Raw genomic sequence first — 18,975 nt, forward strand, 5'->3', positions numbered from 1 at the left:
TTACATCCGCTTAACGACGGGATGCTAGGCCGAAAAAGCAGACTTATTCAAGGCGTTGATCTAACTGATATGATTAGTGACGTGGATCGGTCCTCCTCAGGGGTTGCAGCCGCCGAGACCGCCCCCGTCGAGGCCGGGCTGCACGCACGCGTCCTCGACCACCTCGGCACGGCGGTCTGCGGCGGCGAGCTGCCGCCCGGGTCGGTGCTCAACATCGACGACCTGGTGGAGCGGTACGCCGTCTCCCGCTCGGTCATCCGCGAGGTGCTCCGGGTCCTCGCCTCGATCGGCTTCATCGAGACCCGCCGCCGCGTCGGCGTGCTGATCCGGCCGGCGAGCGCCTGGAACGTCTTCGACCCGCAGGTGATCCGCTGGCGGCTCGCCTCGTCCGGCCGGATGGCCCAGCTCCGGTCGATCACCGAGCTGCGCACCGCCGTCGAGCCGCACGCCGCGCAGCTCGCCGCCGGTCGGGCGACCCACGAAGAGGCGAGCGACCTCGTGGGGCTGGCCGCGAAGATGTGGGCCGCCGGCAAGGCCGGCGACGAGGACCGCTTCCTGCGCCTGGACATCGAGTTCCACCGCCGGGTGCTGCTCGCCTCCGGCAACGAGATGTTCCTGCGGCTTCAGGACCTGGTCGCCGAGGTGCTCACCGGGCGGCACAAGCACCACCTCATGCCGCACCACCCGCACGAGCAGGCCCTCGCGCTGCACGCGGAGGTGGCCCAGGCGATCCAGCGGCACGACGGCGAGCGCGCGCGACGGGCCATGGTGGAGCTGATGGAGCAGGCGTTCGGCGAGATGAAGTCGCTCTGGGAGCAGGCCGGCGAGCCGGCACGGGGGTGACCCGGGCCGCCCTCGCCGCGCGTGCGCGGCGCCGGCTCAGTGCGGCATCCGCAGCCCCGCCGCGAACGCGCCCCGCTGGTCCACGAGGCCGGTGATCCGGCGGACGATCGCGGCGTAGCGCGCGCGAAGCCAGGCCGGCGACGCCGGGTCGGCCGCCGCCGCGGTCAGGTCGATCACGCGCGCCAACGGCCGGTACTCCATCCAGGTCGGGAGCACGGTCACCGCGCTGACCGTCCAGCGGCCCGCCGCCGTGCGGGTGAAGGTGAACTCGGGAACCACCGCGTCCTGGGTCTCCTCCCGCGAACCGTCGGCGAACCGGGTGGTGAGGTTGCCCATGCCGTACGCGACCCACTTGCCGGCCACCTTCTCGAACGGCTGCACCACGTGCACGTGGTGGCCCACGATCAGGTCGATGTCCGGTGAACCCAGCAGCTCCCGGGCGAGATCCACCTGGTCACCGTTCGGCTCGTGCTGGTACTCCGTACCCCAGTGCAGGGAGAGGATGACGATCTCCGCGCCGGCCTCCCGGGCCCGGCGCGCCTCGGCCCGGATGGCGTCGGCGTCGATCAGGTTGGCCGCCCACGGTCGCCCGGCGGGCAGCGGGATGTCGTTGAAGCTCAACGTGTACGACAGGTGCCCGACCTTGACGCCCTTGACGTCCAGGACGAGGGGACGCCGCGCCTCGGCGGCCGAGCGGGCGGTGCCGGTGTGCCGCAGCCCCACGCGGTCCAGATTGTCCAGCGTCCGGGCGATGCCCTCCACACCGGTGTCAAGGGAGTGGTTGGACGCGGTGGAGCAGGTGTCGAACCCGGCCCAGGCGGCGGCGTCGGCCAGCTGCGGCGGGACGCTGAAGTTCGGCCAACCGGTGAACGGGCCGTCCGGCTCGGCGAGCGGCGTCTCCAGGTGACAGATGGCCAGGTCGGCGGCGCTCACCCGGGGGCGGACGGCGGCCAGCACCCTCGTGAAGTCGTGCCCGTCGCGGCCCGCCCGGCGGGCGTCGGCGGCGGCCTGCTCGCTGAGCGCGGGGTGCACGAGCAGGTCCCCCGCCGCCACCACGGTGAGCGTGGTCGGCGGGGCGGGGCTCGTGGCGGGGGCCGACGGCGCGGGCGACGGCGGGTCGACCGCCTCCGGCCGGGGCGCCTCGCAGCCCGCGGCGACGAGCGCCGCGAGCAGCACCACCACAAGGGACCTTCTTCTCATAACGGGAGATGATGCCGGTTGCGGCGGGCGATGCGGGACGAACGCCGAAACTGCTCCCGGGCGGGCTCGGACGGTGGGACACCGCCACCCGCCACACCGCCGGGCGCGGGGCCTAGTCGGTGCCGAAGGCCGCGGCCAGCTCGTCGTCGAACGCGGCGATCGGCCGCCCGTCCGGCCCGTACGCGACCAACCGTCCGTGCGCCATGGTGGCGGAGCGGAAGGAGAAGACCCGAGAGCCCGGGTACGCCGCCAGCAGGGGGACGACGCGAGGCGGACCGCCCGGGGCCGAGAAGTACTCCAACCGGGTCACGCCCGCGGCGACCACCCCGTTCACGCGGACCTTCGTCTTCTCCCTGCGGGTGCCGAAGGTGACCGGCGCGTCGCCCCCGTACGCGGCGCAGTCGGCCGCGCCACGGCAGACGAAGAAGTAGCGCGGGTTGGTCACGTCGTCCAGCGCGTACGCCTTGAAGGTGGGGTCGGCACCGGCCGGCAGCGGCTGGACGGCGAAGAACGCCAGCGCCGCCGCGGCGGTGACCCCCACCCGCAGGGCGGAGCGGCCGGCGGCCCCGGAGCGTCTCGTGCGGGCCGCGGCGACCGCCACCCCGCCGAAACCGGTGAGGCAGAGCGTGAGGACGCCGAGCGCCCGGGCGTTCTCGAACAGGAACTGCACCCCCGGGCGCAGGGAGACGGCGCTGAGCGCCGCGCCCAGCGACACCACCATCGTGACCAGCAGCGCGACCCCGGCGACCCGGCGGGCCACCCCGGCGGTGCCGACGAGCAGCATCGCGGCCAGCACCGGCCACACCTGGTGGTGCGTCCAGGAGACCGGTGACGCGGCCACGGTGGCGCAGCCGACGAGGACGGCCGCGTGACCGGGGCGTCCCCGCGCCGCCAACTGCCGCGCCCGCAGCAGCGCCACCGCGCAGATCACCCCCACCAGACCCGCCCAGAGCGGCGGCAGGGACGTCTCCTCGATCCCGAGCCGCAGCAGCATCCCGTGCACGGACTGGTTGCCCAGCGACGCGAGGTTGCCGATGCGACCCGTCTCCAGCATCGTCCCGGCCCAGTAGGTCCAGCTCTCGCGGGGCAGGACGACGGCGGCGAGCGTCGCGCAGGCCACGAAGGTGCCCGCCGCCCGGGCCGCGTCGCGGTAGCGCCCGACCGCGAGGAAGTAGACGACGAAGAGCAGCGGGGTGAGCTTGATCGCCGACGCCACGCCGACCAGCACCCCGCGCAGGCGCGCGGGGACCACGCCCATCCCGTCGAGCAGCGCCAGGAGCACGATGAAGATGCTGACCTGGCCGAAGCGCAGGTTGCTCTGCACCGGGGCGGAGAGCATCAGCACCAGCGCCACGGCCGCCACCACCGGGCCGCGCCGGTCCCGGGTGGACGCGAGCGCGCGGCCCACCGGCACCGCGACCGCGACGACCGCCGCGCCGGTCGCCACCAGCCACAGCACCTGGAGCACCGGCTCGGGGACGAGCGTGATCGGCGAGAGCACGAGCGCCGCGAACGGCGGGTAGGTGAACGGGCCCCCGTTCTCCGCCACGTAGGCGTACAGCGGGCGCCCGGCCCGCAGGTCGGTCAACGCACCGTAGTAGATGTGCAGGTCGGAGAGGCGGTCCGGGCGTCGCATGACGAGCACCGCGGAGACCAGCGCGACGAGGCCGAATGCCGTCCACAGCAGTGCCGCCCGTCGATCCCGCACCGGGCCAGCATACGGCCCCCGGAAGGCGGCGACGGGCGGCTGGCGACCGGGCCCACCGCCCGATCGATCGCACGGCTGCGACGGCGATGGCGGGCGGTGGCCGCCGGCGGACCGGGCGAGGACGGCGACAGCGTCGCACCCCCGGCCCGCCGTGCCGGCCTAGCCCCAGTTCTGCGGGGCCGGCTGGCGGGTGGCGGCGTTGATCCGGTTGAAGAAGTTGGTGGTCGCCACCCAGAGCACGATCGCCGCGAGTTCCTTCTCGTCGAAGTGCCGGGCGGCCTCCGCCCAGATGTCGTCCGGCACGGCGTCGGCCTTGTCCGCGAGCCGCGTGGCGGCCTCCGCGAGCGCCAGTGCGGCCCGCTCGGCGTCGGTGAAGTACGGGGTCTCGCGCCAGGCGGCCAGCGCGAAGAGCCGCTCCTCGGTCTCCCCCGCCTTGCGGGCGGCCCGGGCACCCGAGTCGACGCAGGCGCTGCACCCGTTGATCTGGCTGGCCCGCAGGTGCACCAGCTCCAGCGTGCTCCCGGGGACCCCGGTCGAGTGCGCCGCCTTGTACAGCAGGTTGACGGCCTTCACCGCGTCGGGGAGCAGCCCGGCGGGGTTCTGGATGCGGGGCTCGATGGTCATGTCGTGCGTCCTCTCCTCTAGGCTGGCCGGCGTCCGTCGGTGCGACCGGCCGCGCGTACACCGGGATGTCGGCCGCCGGCACGGCCGCGTGACAGATGTGGTCGCCGTCACGTCCCCGGCTCGGGCGGCGAACGGGGGTGGGGAGACCGTGAGCGACGTGGACCTGCTGGCCCGGCGCTTCGAGGAGCACCGGCCGCGCCTGCGCGCGGTGGCGCACCGCATGCTGGGCTCGGGCGCCGAGGCCGAGGACGCCGTCCAGGACACCTGGCTCCGGCTGAGCCGGGCCGCCGCCGACGAGATCGACAACCTGCCCGGCTGGCTCACGACCGCCGTCGGCCGGGTCTGCCTCGACCGGCTGCGGGCGCGTACGGCCCGCCCGGAGCGGCCGTGGGAGGACGGAGACCCGGCGTCCGCACCGGTGGCGGGCGAGCCCGCCGATCCGGAGCGCGAGGCCGTGCTCACCGAGTCGGTCGGGCGGGCGCTCCTGGTCGTCCTCGACACCCTCGCGCCCACCGAGCGGTTCGTCTTCGTGCTGCACGACATGTTCGCCGTCTCCTTCGACGAGATCGCGGCTGTCGTCGACCGCAGCCCCGCGGCCGTACGGCAGATCGCGAGCCGGGCGCGGCGCCGGGTGCGGCAGGCCGGCCGGGCGCCCGAGACCGACCCGGCGCGTCAGCGACAGATCGTCGACGCGTTCCTCGCCGCCTCCCGGGAGGGCCGGTTCGACGACCTCGTCTCCATGCTGGACCCGCACGTCGTGGTGCGGGCCGACGCGGTCGCCGCCGCGCTGGGCGGCACGGCGGAGGCGCGCGGCTCGGCCGCCGTCGCGGCCTTCTTCAACGGCCGGGCGCAGGGGGCGCGGCCGGCGTACGTGGACGGCGTCCCGGGTGCGGTGGTGCTGCTCGGCGGGAAGATCCGCATCGCGCTCACCTTCGTCGTCACCGACCGGATCATCGGCATCGACGCGGTGGCCGACCCGGAGCGGCTCGCGGCGCTCGACCTGGTCGTCGACAGCGCGGCGGCCCGGTAGGCCGCCGCCACGGCGGTCGTCGCGGCGCCGGGCCGGGCCGGGGCGATCAGCGCGCCGGCAGGAGCACCACGTGCAGGTTCCGCGGGCCGTGCACGCCCTCCACCCGGTTGAGCTCGATGTCACTGGTGGCGGAGGGCCCGCTGATCCAGGTGAGCGGACGACGCGCGTCGAGCCGGGCCAGCGCGTCCGGCACGCCGGCCACGACCTGGTCGGCGCGGAGCACGCAGACGTGCACGTCCGGCAGGAGGCTGATCGCGCGCCGTCCCTGGTCGGGCCCGGCGTCGAGGACGACGGTGCCGGTCTCGGCCACCGCGACGGCAGCCGCGGTGACCACGCCGTCGACGGTGGCGAGCTGCGCGGCGGTGAGGCCGTCGTCGGTCACCGCCTCCACGCTCGCCGGCAGCCAGTGTCGCGGCAGCTCCGGCGGGACCACGACCCGCCGACCACCGAGGATGGTCGCCACGACGGTGGCGACCTCCCGGTCGGCGCACCGGTGCACGGTCGCCCGGTAGTCGGTGAGCCGGTGCACCAGCAGGTCGAGGTCGGCGGGGCCGCCCGCCGGGCGGTACGCCCGCGGCACGTCGGCGGGCGCGGCCGGCGCGTCGCCCCGGGCTGCCCGCAGGCGGGCCAGCACCTCCTCGCGCCCGCTCACCGTCGGGCCCACCACTCGCGGAAGGACCGCTGCGGCGGTTGCGGCAGGTCGCGCCCGATGGTCCAGCCCGACAGCGGCGGGGGCACGCCCCGGCCGCGGCGGCCGGCGAGGCGGCTGAGCCGGGCGGCCCGCTGCGCCGCCGCGAAGAGCGCCGGGTGGTCCATGACGTACGCTGCGGCGCCCATCGCGACGGACTCGGCGGTCGGTCGCCGCTGGGCGGCCACGTGCTCGGCGCGCAGGTGCACCAACAGCTCCGGAATGTTGATCTTCACGGGACAGGCGTCGTAGCAGGCGCCGCAGAGCGTCGAGGCGTACGGCAGGGACGCGTTGTCCTCCACGCCGGTGAGCTGTGGCGACAGCACGGCGCCGATCGGGCCCGGGTAGACCGACCCGTACGCGTGCCCGCCGGCGCGCTCGTACACGGGGCAGACGTTGAGGCAGGCCGAGCAGCGGATGCAGTGCAGCGCCTGCCGTCCCACCTCGTCGGCGAGGACGGCGCTGCGCCCGTTGTCGAGCAGGACGAGATGGAACGCCCGCGGACCGTCGCCGGGGGTGACACCGGTCCACATCGACGTGTACGGGTTCATCCGCTCCCCCGTGGACGCGCGGGGCAGCAGCTGCAGGAACACCTCCAGGTCGCGCCAGGTCGGCACCACCTTCTCGACACCCATGACGGTGATCAGCGTCTCGGGCAGGGTGAGGCACATGCGGCCGTTGCCCTCGGACTCGACCACGGCGAGGGTGCCGGTCTCGGCGACGGCGAAGTTGGCGCCGGAGACGGCCACGGGCGTGGTCAGGAAGGTCTGCCGCAGGTAACGGCGGGCGGCGGCGGCCAGCGCGGCGGGGTCGTCGGTGAGCGCGGGGTCGACGCCGGGCATCGCGCGCAGGAAGATCTCGCGGATCTCGGCCCGGTTGCGGTGGATGGCCGGCACCAGGATGTGACTCGGCCGGTCCTCGCCGAGCTGCACGATCAGCTCGGCGAGGTCGGTCTCCACCGGCGTGATCCCAGCCGCCGCCAGGGCCTCGTTGAGGCCGATCTCCTGGGTCGCCATCGACTTCACCTTGATGACCCGGTCGCTGCCGGTGGCCGCCACCAGCTCGGTGACGATCCGGTTGGCCTCCACCGCGTCCCCGGCCCAGTGCACCGTGCCGCCGGCCGCGACGACGGCCGCCTCGAGCTGTTCGAGCAGCTCCGGCAGGCGGGCCAGGACGTCGGCCTTGATCGCCGAACCGGCCGCGCGCAGCTGCTCCCAGTCGGCCAGCTCGCCGACGACCGCGCCGGACCTGGCGCGGATCGTGGTGGTGGCGTGCCCGAGGTTGCGGCGCAGCTGCGGGTCGGCGAGGCTGCGCCGGGCCGCGGCCGGGAAGGGCTCGTCGCCGCGCAGGTGCCCGACGCCGCGCGGCGCGGTCGCCGGCATGCCGAGGAAGGTCCGGCTCACGCGCCCACCGCCGTCCGGTCCGGCTCGCCGGCGCTCCCGCTCTGCTCGGTCGCGGCGAGGATCTCCGCCAGGTGCACCGTGCGGACGCCGGTGCGCAGCCGGGACAGCCCCCCGCCGATGTGCATGAGGCAGGAGGCGTCCCCGGCGGTGCAGACGTCCGCCCCGGTGGACAGGACGTGCCGCAGCTTGTCCGCGAGCATCGCCGTCGAGGTGTCCGCGTTCTTCACGGCGAACGTGCCGCCGAAGCCGCAGCACTGCTCCGCCTGCGGCAGCTCGACCAGGTCCAGGCCGCGCACCTCGCGCAGCAGCCGCAACGGCCGGTCGCCCACCCGCAGCATCCGCAGCGAGTGGCAGGTCGGGTGGTACGTCACCCGGTGCGGGTAGTACGCGCCCACGTCGGTCACCCCGAGCACGTCCACGAGGAACTCCGACAGCTCGTACGTGCGCGCCGCCACCGCCTCGGCGCGGCCGGCCAGCCGCTCGTCACCGGCCCGGCGGGCCACCATCGCGTGCTGGTGCCGCACCGACCCCACGCACGAGCCCGACGGGGCGACGATCACGTCGTACGGCTCGAAGGCGCCCACGTGGCGGCGCACCAGCGGCACCGCGTCGGCCACGTAGCCGGTGTTGACGTGCATCTGCCCGCAGCAGGTCTGCCCCGGCGGGAAGACCACCTCGTGCCCGAGCCGCTCCAGGAGCCGTACGGTCGCGGTGGCCGCGTCGGGAAAGAGCGTGTCGGCCAGACACGTCACGAAGAGCGCGATCCGCATGTCTCACCACCCATCCGGGCCTCGGCGGCCCGCGACGCCGGGTCACGCCACCCGCCGGCCACCCGGCGCCACGCCGTCGGGGCGCCCGCCCGCCACCACCGGGACGCCGCCGGGTGGTCGTCGTCCCGCCGCGGGCACGCGTGTCGGGGCCCGGCCGCGGCTATTCGATCAGATCAACAGTGGAACCGCAACGCGTCGGACCGCCGTCGCCCGCCGGGACGAAGCCGTCCCGGCGGGCGACCGCCGGTCCTCGGGCACCGGCTCAGCCGAAGGCCCGGGCCTGCCAGGTGCGCACCTGGTCGGCCGGCAGCGCCTCGGGGAGGATCGCCATCCGGTCCACCTCGCCGGTGAGCCGCTGCCCGCCGCCCTGGTCGGCGGCGAACCGCAGCTCGCGCGTGGCGCAGCCGACGATGCCGCCATCGGGCACCTTCGCCGTCCCGGCCTGCCGACCGTCGACGTAGACGACGATGTCGCCGCCGTCGTCCATGGTGACCACGAGGTCGACGTACCGTCCGACCGGCACCGTGGCGTTGCTGGTCACACCGGCGCCGGAGCCGATGAACCGCACCTGGTTGCCCGGGGTGAGGTCGATCAGGATCCCGTCGGTGCCCGGGTCGCCGCTGGGCTGGAAGTCGAACAGCCGACGATAGCTGCCGCTCGTCGTCACCTTGACCTCGGCGGCGAACGTCGCGGCCTCCACGAAGCCCAGTGAGGTGGGTGCCGTACGCAGGTAGCGGTCGCCGTCCAGCGCCAGCGCGCTACCGGTCGGCCCGTCCGCGACGTAGGCGGCGCCCGTCTGCACGGTCGCCGTGCGTCCGTGCGGCGAGTGGTCGGCGATCGTGTCGCCGCTCGCCGGGTCCCAGGCGACCAGCGGGTGCCCCGGATCGGGGCGGGCGCAGGGTGGCGGCACGGGCAGTGCGACGGCCGTGTACGCCGAGGCCCGCCAGCGGTCGTTGACCAGGCGCGCCTCGATCCGGTTCCGCCCCGGCGCGGCCTCCCGACCCGGCATGACCGTGAACCGGTAGACCTGGGAGTCGCCGGAGCGCAGCCGCGGCACCTCGAACCGCGCGGGTCGCGCGGTCCAGCCGGCGGGCAGGATCAGCTTGAGCGTCGACGCCGGGAGGTTCGCCGCGGCGTCGACCGTCACGGCGACCGTCCCGGGCTGGTCCGCCTCGAGCGTCTCCGGCGCGTCGACGGTGAACGCGACCTGCGCGGTCGCGACGTACCGGTGACCCTTCCTCGCCGGGAAGACGAGCCGCTCGCCCTGCGGCCGCGCGTCGACCCGCTTGCCGGTGGTGGCGTCGACCAGGCGGAACGGCCCGGCGAACAGCGGGCTGCGCAGGCTGACCTCGCCGGCGCGGCCGGCGGTGACGGCGATCTCGGTCGCCGCGCCCGCCGACCAGGTCGTGTCCACGGTCAGGTCGCCGCGGGCACGCAGACCGCTGACCGAGCCGTTCCGCCAGGCGCTGGGGAGGGCGGGCAGCACGTGCACGTCACCACTCTGGCTCTGGAGCAGCATCTCGGCGACGCCCGAGGTGGCGCCGAAGTTGCCGTCGATCTGGAACGGCGGGTGGGTGTCCCAGAGGTTCGGCAGCGTGCTCTGGCGCAGCTGCTCGGTGAGCATCTTGTGCGCGTGGTCGCCGTCGAGCAGGCGAGCCCAGAAGTTGATCTTCCAGGCCTTGCTCCAGCCGGTGCCGCCGTCGCCCCGCGCGGTGAGCGAGACCCTCGCGGCGGCGGCCAGCTCCGGGTCCTTCAGGGCGGAGATCCGGCTCCCGGGGTGGACGGCGAACAGGTGCGAGACGTGCCGGTGCTCGTTGTCGGGATCGTCCAGGTCCTCCTTCCACTCCTGGAGCTGGCCCCACGAACCGACGCGGATGCCCGGATCGAGCCGGTCGAGCGCGGACCGCAGCTGCTTGCGGAACGCGTTGTCACCGCCGAGGATGCCGGCGGCCTCGATCGTGTTGGTGAACAGCTCCCCGACGATCTGCTGGGACATGGAGGCGCCGGCCGTGAAGTCCCCCTGTTCGGGGGAGTAGCTGGGCGAGACGACGAGCGTGCCGTCGCGGGGGTCGACGACCAGTTCGTCGAGCCAGAACAGGGCGAGCTGTTTCATGACGGGGTACGCCCGCTCCCGCAGGAACGTGGTGTCGCGGGTGAACTGGTAGTGCTGGTAGTAGTGCTGCGCGAGCCAGGCGCCGGCCTCCGGGAACCAGAACGAGGAGGCCCAGTTGTGCAGCCCCGTGAAGCCGTAGATGTTCGTCTCGTTGTTCACCACCCAGCCCCGGTTGCCGTAGATCTCCCGCGCCGTGACCTGGCCCGGCGGGACCATCGAGTCGACGTAGTCGAACAGCGGCGCGGTGGTCTCCGACAGGTTGGTGATCTCGGCGGGCCAGTAGTTCATCTGAAGGTTGATGTTGACGTGGTAGTCGGCGTCCCACGGCGGGTTGGTCGAGTTGTTCCAGACGCCCTGGAGGTTCGCCGGTAGCGACCCGGCGCGGGACGACGCGATGAGCAGGTAGCGGCCGTACTGGAAGAAGAGGTCCTCCAGGGCCCGGTCGGCCGGCGCGGCCCCGCCCGTGTAGCCGCGCAGCAGCTCGTCGGTCGGGATGTCGGGCATGGCCTGCCCGATGTCCAGCCGCACGCGGTCGAAGAGGGCACGGTGGTCGGCGGTGTGCGTGGCGAGCAGCTGGGCGTAGGTCCTGCCCGCCGCGGCGTCGACGGCGGCGGTCACCGCCCCGTGCGGGTCGACCCCCCGGTAGCGGGGATAGCGGGGCGCGTAGTCGGTGCCGGCGGCCAGCACCAGCGTGGCGGCGTCGGCGTCGCGCACGGTGACCGTGCCGTCGGCGCCGGCCGTCACGGCCCCGCCCTCGACGTCCACCTGGATCTGGGACTCGTACCGGAGCTTGTTGTCGTTGAGCGTGCCGGCGAACGTGATCCGGCCACCGGTCGCGGTGACCGTCTTCGACCGGTTGTCCGGGGCCGTGACGCCGGCGGTGAAGCCGATCCGGCCCGGCTGGTCGGCACTGAGGCGCACCACCAGGACCTTGTCGGGGTGGCTCGCGAAGTACTCGCGGGTGTAGCGCACACCGTCGTCGACGTAGGAGACCCGGGCCACCGCCCGGCCGATGTCCAGCTCGCGGCGGTACTCCTGGACCGCGCCCGGGTCCTCGGTCAGCCGTAGCGTGAGGTCACCGAAGGTGTTGTACGAGCCGAAGCCGCTCTTGGGCTGGCCGAGCCGATCCGCCACCTCCTGCGGCGACAGTCGCCCGCGCTCGTCGATGAGGCGCTGCACCTCCTCGATCGCGCCGGGGCGGGGAGTGGTCCAGTTGCCGAAGTCGTAGCCGCCGGCCGAGCCGGGGCCACCCGTCCACAGTGTCTTCTCGTTGAACTGCACGGTCTCCGCCGCCACACCGCCGAAGACCATGCCGCCGAGGGCGCCGTTGCCGATCGGTAGTGCCCGGGTCTCCCAGTCGGTGGCCGGTTCGTCGTACCAGAGCGTGAGGGGATCCTGGGTGGCGGTGACGGCAGGCGCGGTGGCGGCGGCCGGCGTTGGCGCCGCCCAGCCGGGAAGCGTCGCGGCCAGCGTGGCCACGAGCGCCGCTGCCGTGATCCGGCGGGGTAGTCGCCACCGGGAGGGGTCGTCCATGAGCGTCTCCGGATCGTCCGAGGGCCGGGTGGGCAGGGGCGGGCCGGTCTCGGCGAGGGCCGATCACCTGAGGCACGCCTCGGATGTCTGAAGCCGAGGTTACAAAGGACATGAGCCGGCAACAAGAACTCACCCTGCTCGATGGAGAGGAATTTTTGGTGCACTGCCTGGGCAAATCCGGGCAGGTGGGGATCCGGTCGTCGGCCATAGGTCGAACGTCGTCGACGTCGTGGTCTTGTGGACTCCCGTGGGCACTGATAGACATCGGATGTATTGCCGAGCGTTTGCGACACGGTTTCTTGGGGGCGACGGGTGAGGTTGTTGCGGGTGGGCACGCCGGGGTGGGAGACGCCGGCGCTGCTGGACGGGACGGGACGGTTGCGCGACCTCAGTGGGGTGACCGACGACCTCGACGCGGATTTCCTGGCGACCGACGGGCTCGCCCGGCTGGCCACGATCCCGCTCGACCACCTGCCGGTGGTGGACGCCACGGGCGTCCGCGTCGGCCCGCCGCTGCGCCCCGGGAAGATCGTCTGCATCGGCCTGAACTACCGGGACCACGCCGCCGAGACGGGCGCGCCGCTGCCCGCCGAGCCGGTGGTCTTCCTCAAGGCGCCCGACACGGTGGTCGGCCCCGACGACACCGTCCTGGTGCCCCGCGGGAGCACCAGGACCGACTGGGAGGTCGAGCTCGCGGTCGTCATCGGCCGCCGCGCGCGCTACCTGGACACCGCCGAGGAGGCGATGGCCTGCGTCGCGGGCTACGCGATCGCCAACGACGTGTCGGAGCGGGAGTTCCAGCTCGACCGCGGGGGCCAGTGGGACAAGGGCAAGTCCTGCGAGACGTTCAACCCGTTCGGTCCCTGGCTGGTGACCGCCGACGAGATTCCGGACCCGCAGGACCTCCGCCTGCGCCTGTGGGTCAACGGCGCGCTCCGGCAGGACGGCACCACGAAGGACATGGTCTTTCCGGTGGCCGAGATCGTCCGCTACCTGAGCCACTTCATGGTGCTGCACCCCGGCGACGTCATCAACACGGGCACCCCCGCCGGGGTCGCCCTCGGGCAGCCCGACCCGAAGCCCTACCTGCGGGCGGGCGACGTCATCGAGGTGGAGATCGACGGCCTCGGCCGGCAGCGTCAGGTGGTGGCGCAGGCATGATCTTCACCGACCTGGCGATCTCCGACATCCGGTTCCCGACCTCACGGGCACTCGACGGCTCCGACGCCATGAACCCCGATCCGGACTACTCGGCCGCCTACGTGGTGATCCGCACCGACGCCGCGGACGGCCACGAGGGGCACGGCTTCGCCTTCACCATCGGGCGGGGCAACGACGTCCAGGCGGCGGCAATCGCCTCGCTGCGCCCGTACCTGGTGGGCCGGTCCGTGCCGGCGGTCCTGGGCGACCTGGGCGGCCTCTGGCGGGAGCTCGTGCACGACTCGCAGCTGCGCTGGCTCGGCCCGGAGAAGGGCGTCATGCACATGGCGATCGCGGCCGTGGTCAACGCGCTGTGGGATCTGCGGGCCAAGCGCGAGGGGCTCCCGCTGTGGCAGCTGCTGAGCCGGCTGAGCCCCGAGGAGCTGGTGGACCTCGTGGACTTCCGCTACCTCGGCGACGCGCTGACCCGCGACGAGGCGCTGGCGATCCTGCGGGCCGCCCGTCCCGGCCGGGCCGAACGCGAGGCGCACCTGCTGCGGGAGGGCTTTCCGGCGTACACGACGTCGCCGGGCTGGCTGGGCTACGACGACGACAAGCTGCGCCGGCTCTGCAAGGAGGCGGTGGCCGACGGGTTCGGCCAGATCAAGCTCAAGGTCGGCGCCGACCTGGCCGACGACGTGCGGCGGATGACCATCGCCCGGCAGACCTGCGGGCCGGACTTCCGCATCGCGGTCGACGCCAACCAGCGCTGGGACGTGCCGACGGCGATCGCCTGGATGCGGGAGCTGGCGCGGTTCGACCCGTACTGGGTGGAGGAGCCGACCAGCCCCGACGACGTCGTGGGGCACGCCACGATCGCGCGCGAGCTGGCGCCGATGCGGATCGCCACCGGCGAGCACGTCGCCAACCGGGTGCTCTTCAAGCAGCTCCTCCAGCTCGGCGCGGTCTCGTACGTGCAGATCGACGCGACCCGCGTGGCCGGGGTCAACGAGAACATCGCGATCCTGCTGCTGGCGGCGAAGTTCGGCGTCCCGGTCTGCCCGCACGCAGGCGGCGTGGGGCTCTGCGAGCTGGTGCAGCACCTGTCGATGTTCGACTACGTGGCGGTCGCCGGTGACCTGCGGGACCGGGTCATCGAGTACGTCGACCACCTGCACGAGCACTTCGTCGACCCCGTCGTGATCCGCCAGGGCCGGTACGTCGCCCCCACCGCGCCCGGGTTCAGCGCGACGATCCGGCCGGCGACGCTGGCCGAGTACGCGTATCCGGACGGCCCCGTCTGGGCCGCGCCGGCCGAGGAGCCGCACCGTCAGGAGCGTCCCGGAGCGGAGGTGGCACCGTGAGCGGTGACCGGAAGGAGTTCGACGGGTTGGCGGCCGTGGTCACCGGCGGGGCGTCCGGGATCGGCCTGGCGACCGCCACGCTGCTCGCCGAGCGTGGAGCCCGGGTCGCCTGCCTGGACCTGGATCCCACGGTGCCCGAGCCGCTGGTCGGCCTGGCCGCCGACGTGACCGACGACGCGGCCGTGCGGAGCGCGGTCGCCGCCGCGGCGGACGTGCTGGGCGGCATCGACGTGCTGGTCAACAACGCCGGCATCGGCGCACGCGGCACGGTGGAGGCCAACTCCGACGAGGAGTGGCACCGGGTGCTGGACGTCAACGTGGTCGGCATCGCCCGGGTGACCCGCGCCGCGCTCCCCCACCTGCGCGCGTCGGCCCACGCCGCGATCGTCAACACCTGCTCCATCGCCGCGTCGGCCGGGCTGCCGGAGCGGGCGCTGTACAGCGCCAGCAAGGGCGCCGTCCAGGCGCTCACCCTGGCGATGGCCGCCGACCACGTCAGGGAGGGCATCCGGGTCAACTGCGTCAACCCCGGGACGGCCGACACGCCGTGGGTGCGGCGGCTGCTCGACGCCGCCGACGATCCGGCGGCGGAGCTGACCGCGCTGTGCGCCCGTCAGCCCACGGGTCGCCTCGTGACCCCGCAGGAGGTGGCCGCCGCTGTCGCCTACCTGGCGAGCCCCCTGGCGGCCGCGACGACCGGAGCCGTGCTCGCCGTGGACGGCGGGATGCAGGGCCTCCGGCTGAGCCCGCGGCAGTGAGCGACCACGCCCTGAGGACATCCGATGTCACCCGCGTTCTCCGCCCGATCCACCTCGCACGGACCGCGCCAGGGGTCTTGCAGGCCCCTTCAGGCATTGATAGACACCCGATGTATTAACCGCTTGTTTCCGCCCGCCTCCGAGATCGCCCACCGCACATCCCACCGATGGAGGGACCACCGTGAGACACACCGCCAGAACCCCGGTCGCGCTCGCGTTGACCGCGATCCTCGCCCTCGGCACCGCCGCCTGCGGTGACTCCTCGTCGGGTGGATCGGCGGGGGCCGGGAGCGGCCCGCAGATCGGCATCGACCTGCCCCGCGCCGACTCCGACTTCTGGAACTCGTACGCCAAGTACGTCCCGCGGTTCGCCGACGAGTACGACATCAACCTGATGTCCCCCACCAACTCCCAGAACGACGTCTCGAAGCTCGTCGCCAACGTGCAGGCGATGGTCAGCCAGGGCGCCAAGGCGGTCGTCATGGCGCCGCAGGACACCGGCGCCATCGCCTCCACCCTGGACACGCTCGAGAACCGGAAGATTCCGGTGGTCTCCGTCGACACCCGCCCCGACAAGGGCAAGGTGTTCATGGTGGTGCGGGCCGACAACCGCGCGTACGGGCAGAAGGCCTGCGAGTTCCTGGGCGAGAAGCTCGGCGGCACGGGCAAGGTCGTGGAGTTCCAGGGCTCCCTCTCCTCGATCAACGGCCGGGACCGGTCCGAGGCGTTCGCGGAGTGCATGAAGACGAAGTTCCCCGGCATCACCATCTTCGAGGAGCCCACCGAGTGGGAGGGCACCAAGGCGGCGGCCGCGTTGCAGACCCGCCTCGCCCAGCACCCCGACATCAAGGGCATCTACATGCAGGCCGGCGGCGTCTTCCTCGCGCCGACCCTCCAGGTGCTCCGGTCGAAGAACCTGCTGGTCCCGCCGACCGACCCGAAGCACATCTTCGTCGTCTCCAACGACGGCATCCCGCAGGAGTTCGAGGCGATCCGCAAGGGCGAGATCGACGCCACCGTCTCCCAGCCCGCCGACCTCTACGCCAAGTGGGCGCTCTACTACGCCAAGGCGGCGGCCGAGGGCAAGACCTTCCAGCCCGGCCCGACCGACCACGACAGCACCATCATCGACATCGGCAACGGCCTGGAGGACCAGATCGCCGCACCGCTGGTCACCAGGGAGAACGTCGACGATCCGGCGCTCTGGGGAAACCAGATCGGCAAGTGATGACCACTCGTGAGCAGACCGCGGCCGCCGCGGTCGGGGCCACCGCCCCGGCCGCGGAGGCACGCGACGTGTCGAAGCGGTACGGACCCACCGTGGCGCTGCACTCCGCCGGCCTCACCGTTCGGGCCGGCGAGAGCCACGCGCTGGTCGGGCGCAACGGCGCCGGCAAGTCGACTCTGGTCTCGATCCTCACGGGGCTGCAGCGGCCGGACAGCGGTGAGATCCGGTTCGGCGGCGCACCCGCCCCCGCGCTGGCGGACCGGGACGCCTGGCGGCAGCGGGTCGCCTGCGTCTACCAGAAGTCCACCATCATCCCCAGCCTGAGCGTCGCGGAGAACCTCTTCCTCAACCGGCAGGCCGGCCACGGCCCGATCGGCTGGGGCGGACTGCGCCGCCGGGCCGCCGACCTGCTGGCCGGGTACGAGGTCGACGTCGACCCGGCCGCGCCGGCCGGCGCGCTCACCGTCGAGCAACGGCAGCTCGTGGAGATCGCCCGGGCGCTCTCGTTCGGGGCCCGCTTCATCATCCTCGACGAGCCCACCGCCCAGCTCGACGCCGCCGCCATCGAGCGGCTCTTCCTCCGGATGCGGGAACTGCAGGCGGGCGGGGTCACCTTCCTGTTCATCTCCCACCACCTCCAGGAGGTGTACGAGGTGTGCCAGACGGTGACGGTGCTGCGGGACGCGCGGCACATCCTCACCCAGCCGGTGGAGACGATCTCCCGCGACGAGCTGGTCACGGCCATGACCGGCGAGAACGCGCGTACCCTCGCCACCGGGGCCGACCGCCCGCCGGTGCCGGCCACCGCCCCGGTGGTGCTCGACGTCCGCGGGCTGCGACTGGCCGGCTGCTACGACGGCGTCGACCTCACGGTGCGCGCCGGGGAGATGGTCGGGCTCATCGGCTCGGGCAGCAGCGGCAAGGTCGCCCTCGCCGAGACGATCGCCGGGCTCCGCCGGGCCGACTCCGGCGGTGTGACGATCGCCGGCACCACGCCCCGGCCGGGCAGCGTGCCGGCCGCGCTCGCGGCCGGCCTCGGCTACCTGCCGCAGGACCGGCACCGGGAGGGGCTCGTCCCCCTGCTGTCGGTGGCGGAGAACGCCACGCTGCCGATCGCCGGCCGGCTCGGCCCGGCCGGGATCGTCGCCCCCGCCCGGCGGCGCGCGGTCGCCGAGCGCATGATCCAGCGGTACGACATCAAGACCGACGGGCCGCACCAGCCGGTCAGCGACCTCTCCGGCGGGAACGCCCAGAAGGTCGTGCTGGCCCGCGCGCTCGCCGACGACCCGAAGGCGCTGGTCATGGTGAGCCCGACGGCGGGCGTGGACGTCCGGTCCAAGGCGTCCCTGCTGGGCGCCGTGACGCAGGCCGCCGCCGGGGGCACCGGCGTGCTGATCGTCTCCGACGAGCTGGACGACCTGCGCTCCTGCGACCGGGTGCTGGTCATGTTCCACGGCAAGGTGGTCCGGGACGTCGCCCGGGGTTGGACGGACGCCGAGCTGGTGTCCGCAGTGGAGGGAGTGGAGCAGCCGTGACCGGCACCGAGACGATCGTCAAGCCGCCGACGCCCGCCGGCCCCCGGCCCGGCGCCGGCCGCGTACCACTGGCCCGGCTCCGGGACTTCGCGCTGGTGCCCGCGATCCTCCTGCTCGTGGTGGTGGGAGCGCTCATCGACCCCGTGTTCCTCAGCGCCGCCAACATCACCAACGTGCTGCAACAGCAGACCGAACTCGCGCTGCTCGTGCTCGCCGAGGCGATCATCCTCATCGCCGGCAAGTTCGACCTGTCGCTGGAGTCGACGATCGGGCTCGCCCCGGCGCTGGCCGTCGCGCTGGTCATCCCCGCCGCCAGCAACGGGTTGGGCACCGAGCTTCCGGCCGGCCTGGCCATCGTCCTGTGCCTGCTCACCGGGCTGGCGATCGGGGCCTTCAACGGCCTGCTGATCCTGCGGTTCCGGCTCTCCGCCTTCATCGTGACCCTCGGCATGCTGATCGTGCTGCGCGGTCTGCAGATCGGCATCACCGGCGGGCAGAACCTGTTCGACATCCCGCCCTCGGTGCTCTATCTGGGCAGTGCCGTGTGGCTCGGCGTACCGGCGTCCATCTGGATCAGCGGGGTGCTCTTCGCGGTGGGCATCGTGGCGCTCGGCTACTTCCGGCACGGCCGGTCGGTCTACGCCATCGGCGGGAACACCGACGCGGCCCGCGCCGCGGGCATCCGCACCGACCGGGTGGTGTGGGTGGTGCTGATGATCGGTGGCGTGCTCGCCGCGCTCGCCGGCCTGCTCATGACCGGGCGACTCGGCTCGGTCGCCGCGGCACAGGGCGACGGCATGATCTTCACGGTGTTCGCGGCGGCCGTGATCGGCGGGATCAGCCTCGACGGCGGCAAGGGGACGCTCTTCGGCGCGCTGTGCGGCGTCGTCGTCCTCGGGCTGATCAACAACATCCTGACCCTCGCCGGGGTCTCCGCGCAGTGGATCCAGGCCATCTACGGCGCCATCATCCTGGTCGCGCTGATCCTCGCCCGGCTCACCTCCGGCAAGGCCCAGGACTAGCCGACCGCACCAGCGA

General features: G+C 73.5%; 15 protein-coding genes. 8 read left to right on the forward strand and 7 right to left on the reverse strand.

Annotated features, from left to right (window positions below; genetic code table 11):
• Positions 1-81: 81 nt before the first annotated feature.
• Positions 82-843: a FadR/GntR family transcriptional regulator gene (locus SM573_RS23105; RefSeq protein ID WP_474610656.1), complete on the forward strand. Its 762-nt coding sequence runs from the start codon at positions 82-84 to the stop codon at positions 841-843.
• A 36-nt stretch (positions 844-879) separates the two neighbouring features.
• Here SM573_RS23105 and SM573_RS23110 read toward each other — a convergent pair whose 3' ends face one another.
• From SM573_RS23110 to SM573_RS23120, 3 genes are all read right to left on the reverse strand, one after another.
• A complete protein-coding gene (locus SM573_RS23110; protein ID WP_474617036.1) occupies positions 880-2,043 on the reverse strand; it encodes a CapA family protein in 1,164 nt (387 codons plus the stop codon).
• A 112-nt stretch (positions 2,044-2,155) separates the two neighbouring features.
• Positions 2,156-3,751: a glycosyltransferase 87 family protein gene (locus tag SM573_RS23115; RefSeq protein WP_474610658.1), complete on the reverse strand. Its 1,596-nt coding sequence runs from the start codon at positions 3,749-3,751 to the stop codon at positions 2,156-2,158.
• 159 nt (positions 3,752-3,910) lie between these two features.
• The gene (locus SM573_RS23120) at positions 3,911-4,375 is read right to left on the reverse strand and encodes a carboxymuconolactone decarboxylase family protein (RefSeq protein ID WP_474617037.1); all 465 of its coding nucleotides are present in this window, start codon (positions 4,373-4,375) and stop codon (positions 3,911-3,913) included.
• A gap of 148 nt (positions 4,376-4,523) precedes the next feature.
• Here SM573_RS23120 and SM573_RS23125 point away from each other — a divergent pair, with 148 nt between their 5' ends.
• Positions 4,524-5,405 carry a sigma-70 family RNA polymerase sigma factor gene (locus tag SM573_RS23125; protein WP_474610660.1) on the forward strand — a complete coding sequence of 294 codons (882 nt, stop codon included), beginning with the start codon at positions 4,524-4,526 and terminating at the stop codon, positions 5,403-5,405.
• A 46-nt stretch (positions 5,406-5,451) separates the two neighbouring features.
• On the opposite strand, the gene SM573_RS23130 is transcribed toward SM573_RS23125, so the two are convergent.
• The 4 genes from SM573_RS23130 to SM573_RS23145 form a co-directional block, all read right to left on the reverse strand.
• On the reverse strand, positions 5,452-6,057 hold the full coding sequence (locus SM573_RS23130; protein WP_474610661.1) for a LutC/YkgG family protein: 606 nt from the start codon (positions 6,055-6,057) through the stop codon (positions 5,452-5,454).
• On the reverse strand, positions 6,054-7,475 hold the full coding sequence (locus SM573_RS23135) for a lactate utilization protein B (protein WP_474610973.1): 1,422 nt from the start codon (positions 7,473-7,475) through the stop codon (positions 6,054-6,056). Before SM573_RS23135 ends, SM573_RS23130 begins: the two co-directional genes overlap by 4 nt.
• 17 nt (positions 7,476-7,492) lie before the next feature.
• The gene (locus tag SM573_RS23140) at positions 7,493-8,266 is read right to left on the reverse strand and encodes a (Fe-S)-binding protein (RefSeq protein ID WP_474610662.1); all 774 of its coding nucleotides are present in this window, start codon (positions 8,264-8,266) and stop codon (positions 7,493-7,495) included.
• Between the two features lie 262 nt (positions 8,267-8,528).
• Positions 8,529-11,912 carry a glycosyl hydrolase family 95 catalytic domain-containing protein gene (locus tag SM573_RS23145; RefSeq protein ID WP_474617038.1) on the reverse strand — a complete coding sequence of 1,128 codons (3,384 nt, stop codon included), beginning with the start codon at positions 11,910-11,912 and terminating at the stop codon, positions 8,529-8,531.
• A gap of 327 nt (positions 11,913-12,239) precedes the next feature.
• On the opposite strand from SM573_RS23145, the gene SM573_RS23150 reads away from it, so the two are divergent.
• The 6 genes from SM573_RS23150 to SM573_RS23175 all read left to right on the forward strand — a co-directional run bounded on the left by SM573_RS23150 (position 12,240) and on the right by SM573_RS23175 (position 18,959).
• Positions 12,240-13,073 (forward strand): fumarylacetoacetate hydrolase family protein, encoded by an 834-nt coding sequence (locus SM573_RS23150; protein WP_474617039.1) that lies wholly within the window; start codon positions 12,240-12,242, stop codon positions 13,071-13,073.
• Positions 13,070-14,416 (forward strand): L-fuconate dehydratase, encoded by a 1,347-nt coding sequence (locus SM573_RS23155; RefSeq protein ID WP_474617040.1) that lies wholly within the window; start codon positions 13,070-13,072, stop codon positions 14,414-14,416. Before SM573_RS23150 ends, SM573_RS23155 begins: the two co-directional genes overlap by 4 nt.
• Positions 14,413-15,174: an SDR family NAD(P)-dependent oxidoreductase gene (locus SM573_RS23160; RefSeq protein WP_474617041.1), complete on the forward strand. Its 762-nt coding sequence runs from the start codon at positions 14,413-14,415 to the stop codon at positions 15,172-15,174. Before SM573_RS23155 ends, SM573_RS23160 begins: the two co-directional genes overlap by 4 nt.
• A 181-nt stretch (positions 15,175-15,355) precedes the next feature.
• Positions 15,356-16,402 (forward strand): sugar ABC transporter substrate-binding protein, encoded by a 1,047-nt coding sequence (locus SM573_RS23165; protein WP_474610667.1) that lies wholly within the window; start codon positions 15,356-15,358, stop codon positions 16,400-16,402.
• Positions 16,402-17,937 (forward strand): sugar ABC transporter ATP-binding protein, encoded by a 1,536-nt coding sequence (locus tag SM573_RS23170; protein WP_474610668.1) that lies wholly within the window; start codon positions 16,402-16,404, stop codon positions 17,935-17,937. The genes SM573_RS23165 and SM573_RS23170 overlap by 1 nt, the downstream gene beginning before the upstream one ends.
• Entirely contained in the window at positions 17,934-18,959 is a 1,026-nt protein-coding gene (locus tag SM573_RS23175; RefSeq protein ID WP_474610669.1) for an ABC transporter permease, read from the forward strand. The genes SM573_RS23170 and SM573_RS23175 overlap by 4 nt, the downstream gene beginning before the upstream one ends.
• Positions 18,960-18,975: the final 16 nt, after the last annotated feature.

Source organism: Micromonospora xinjiangensis (assembly GCF_056150165.1).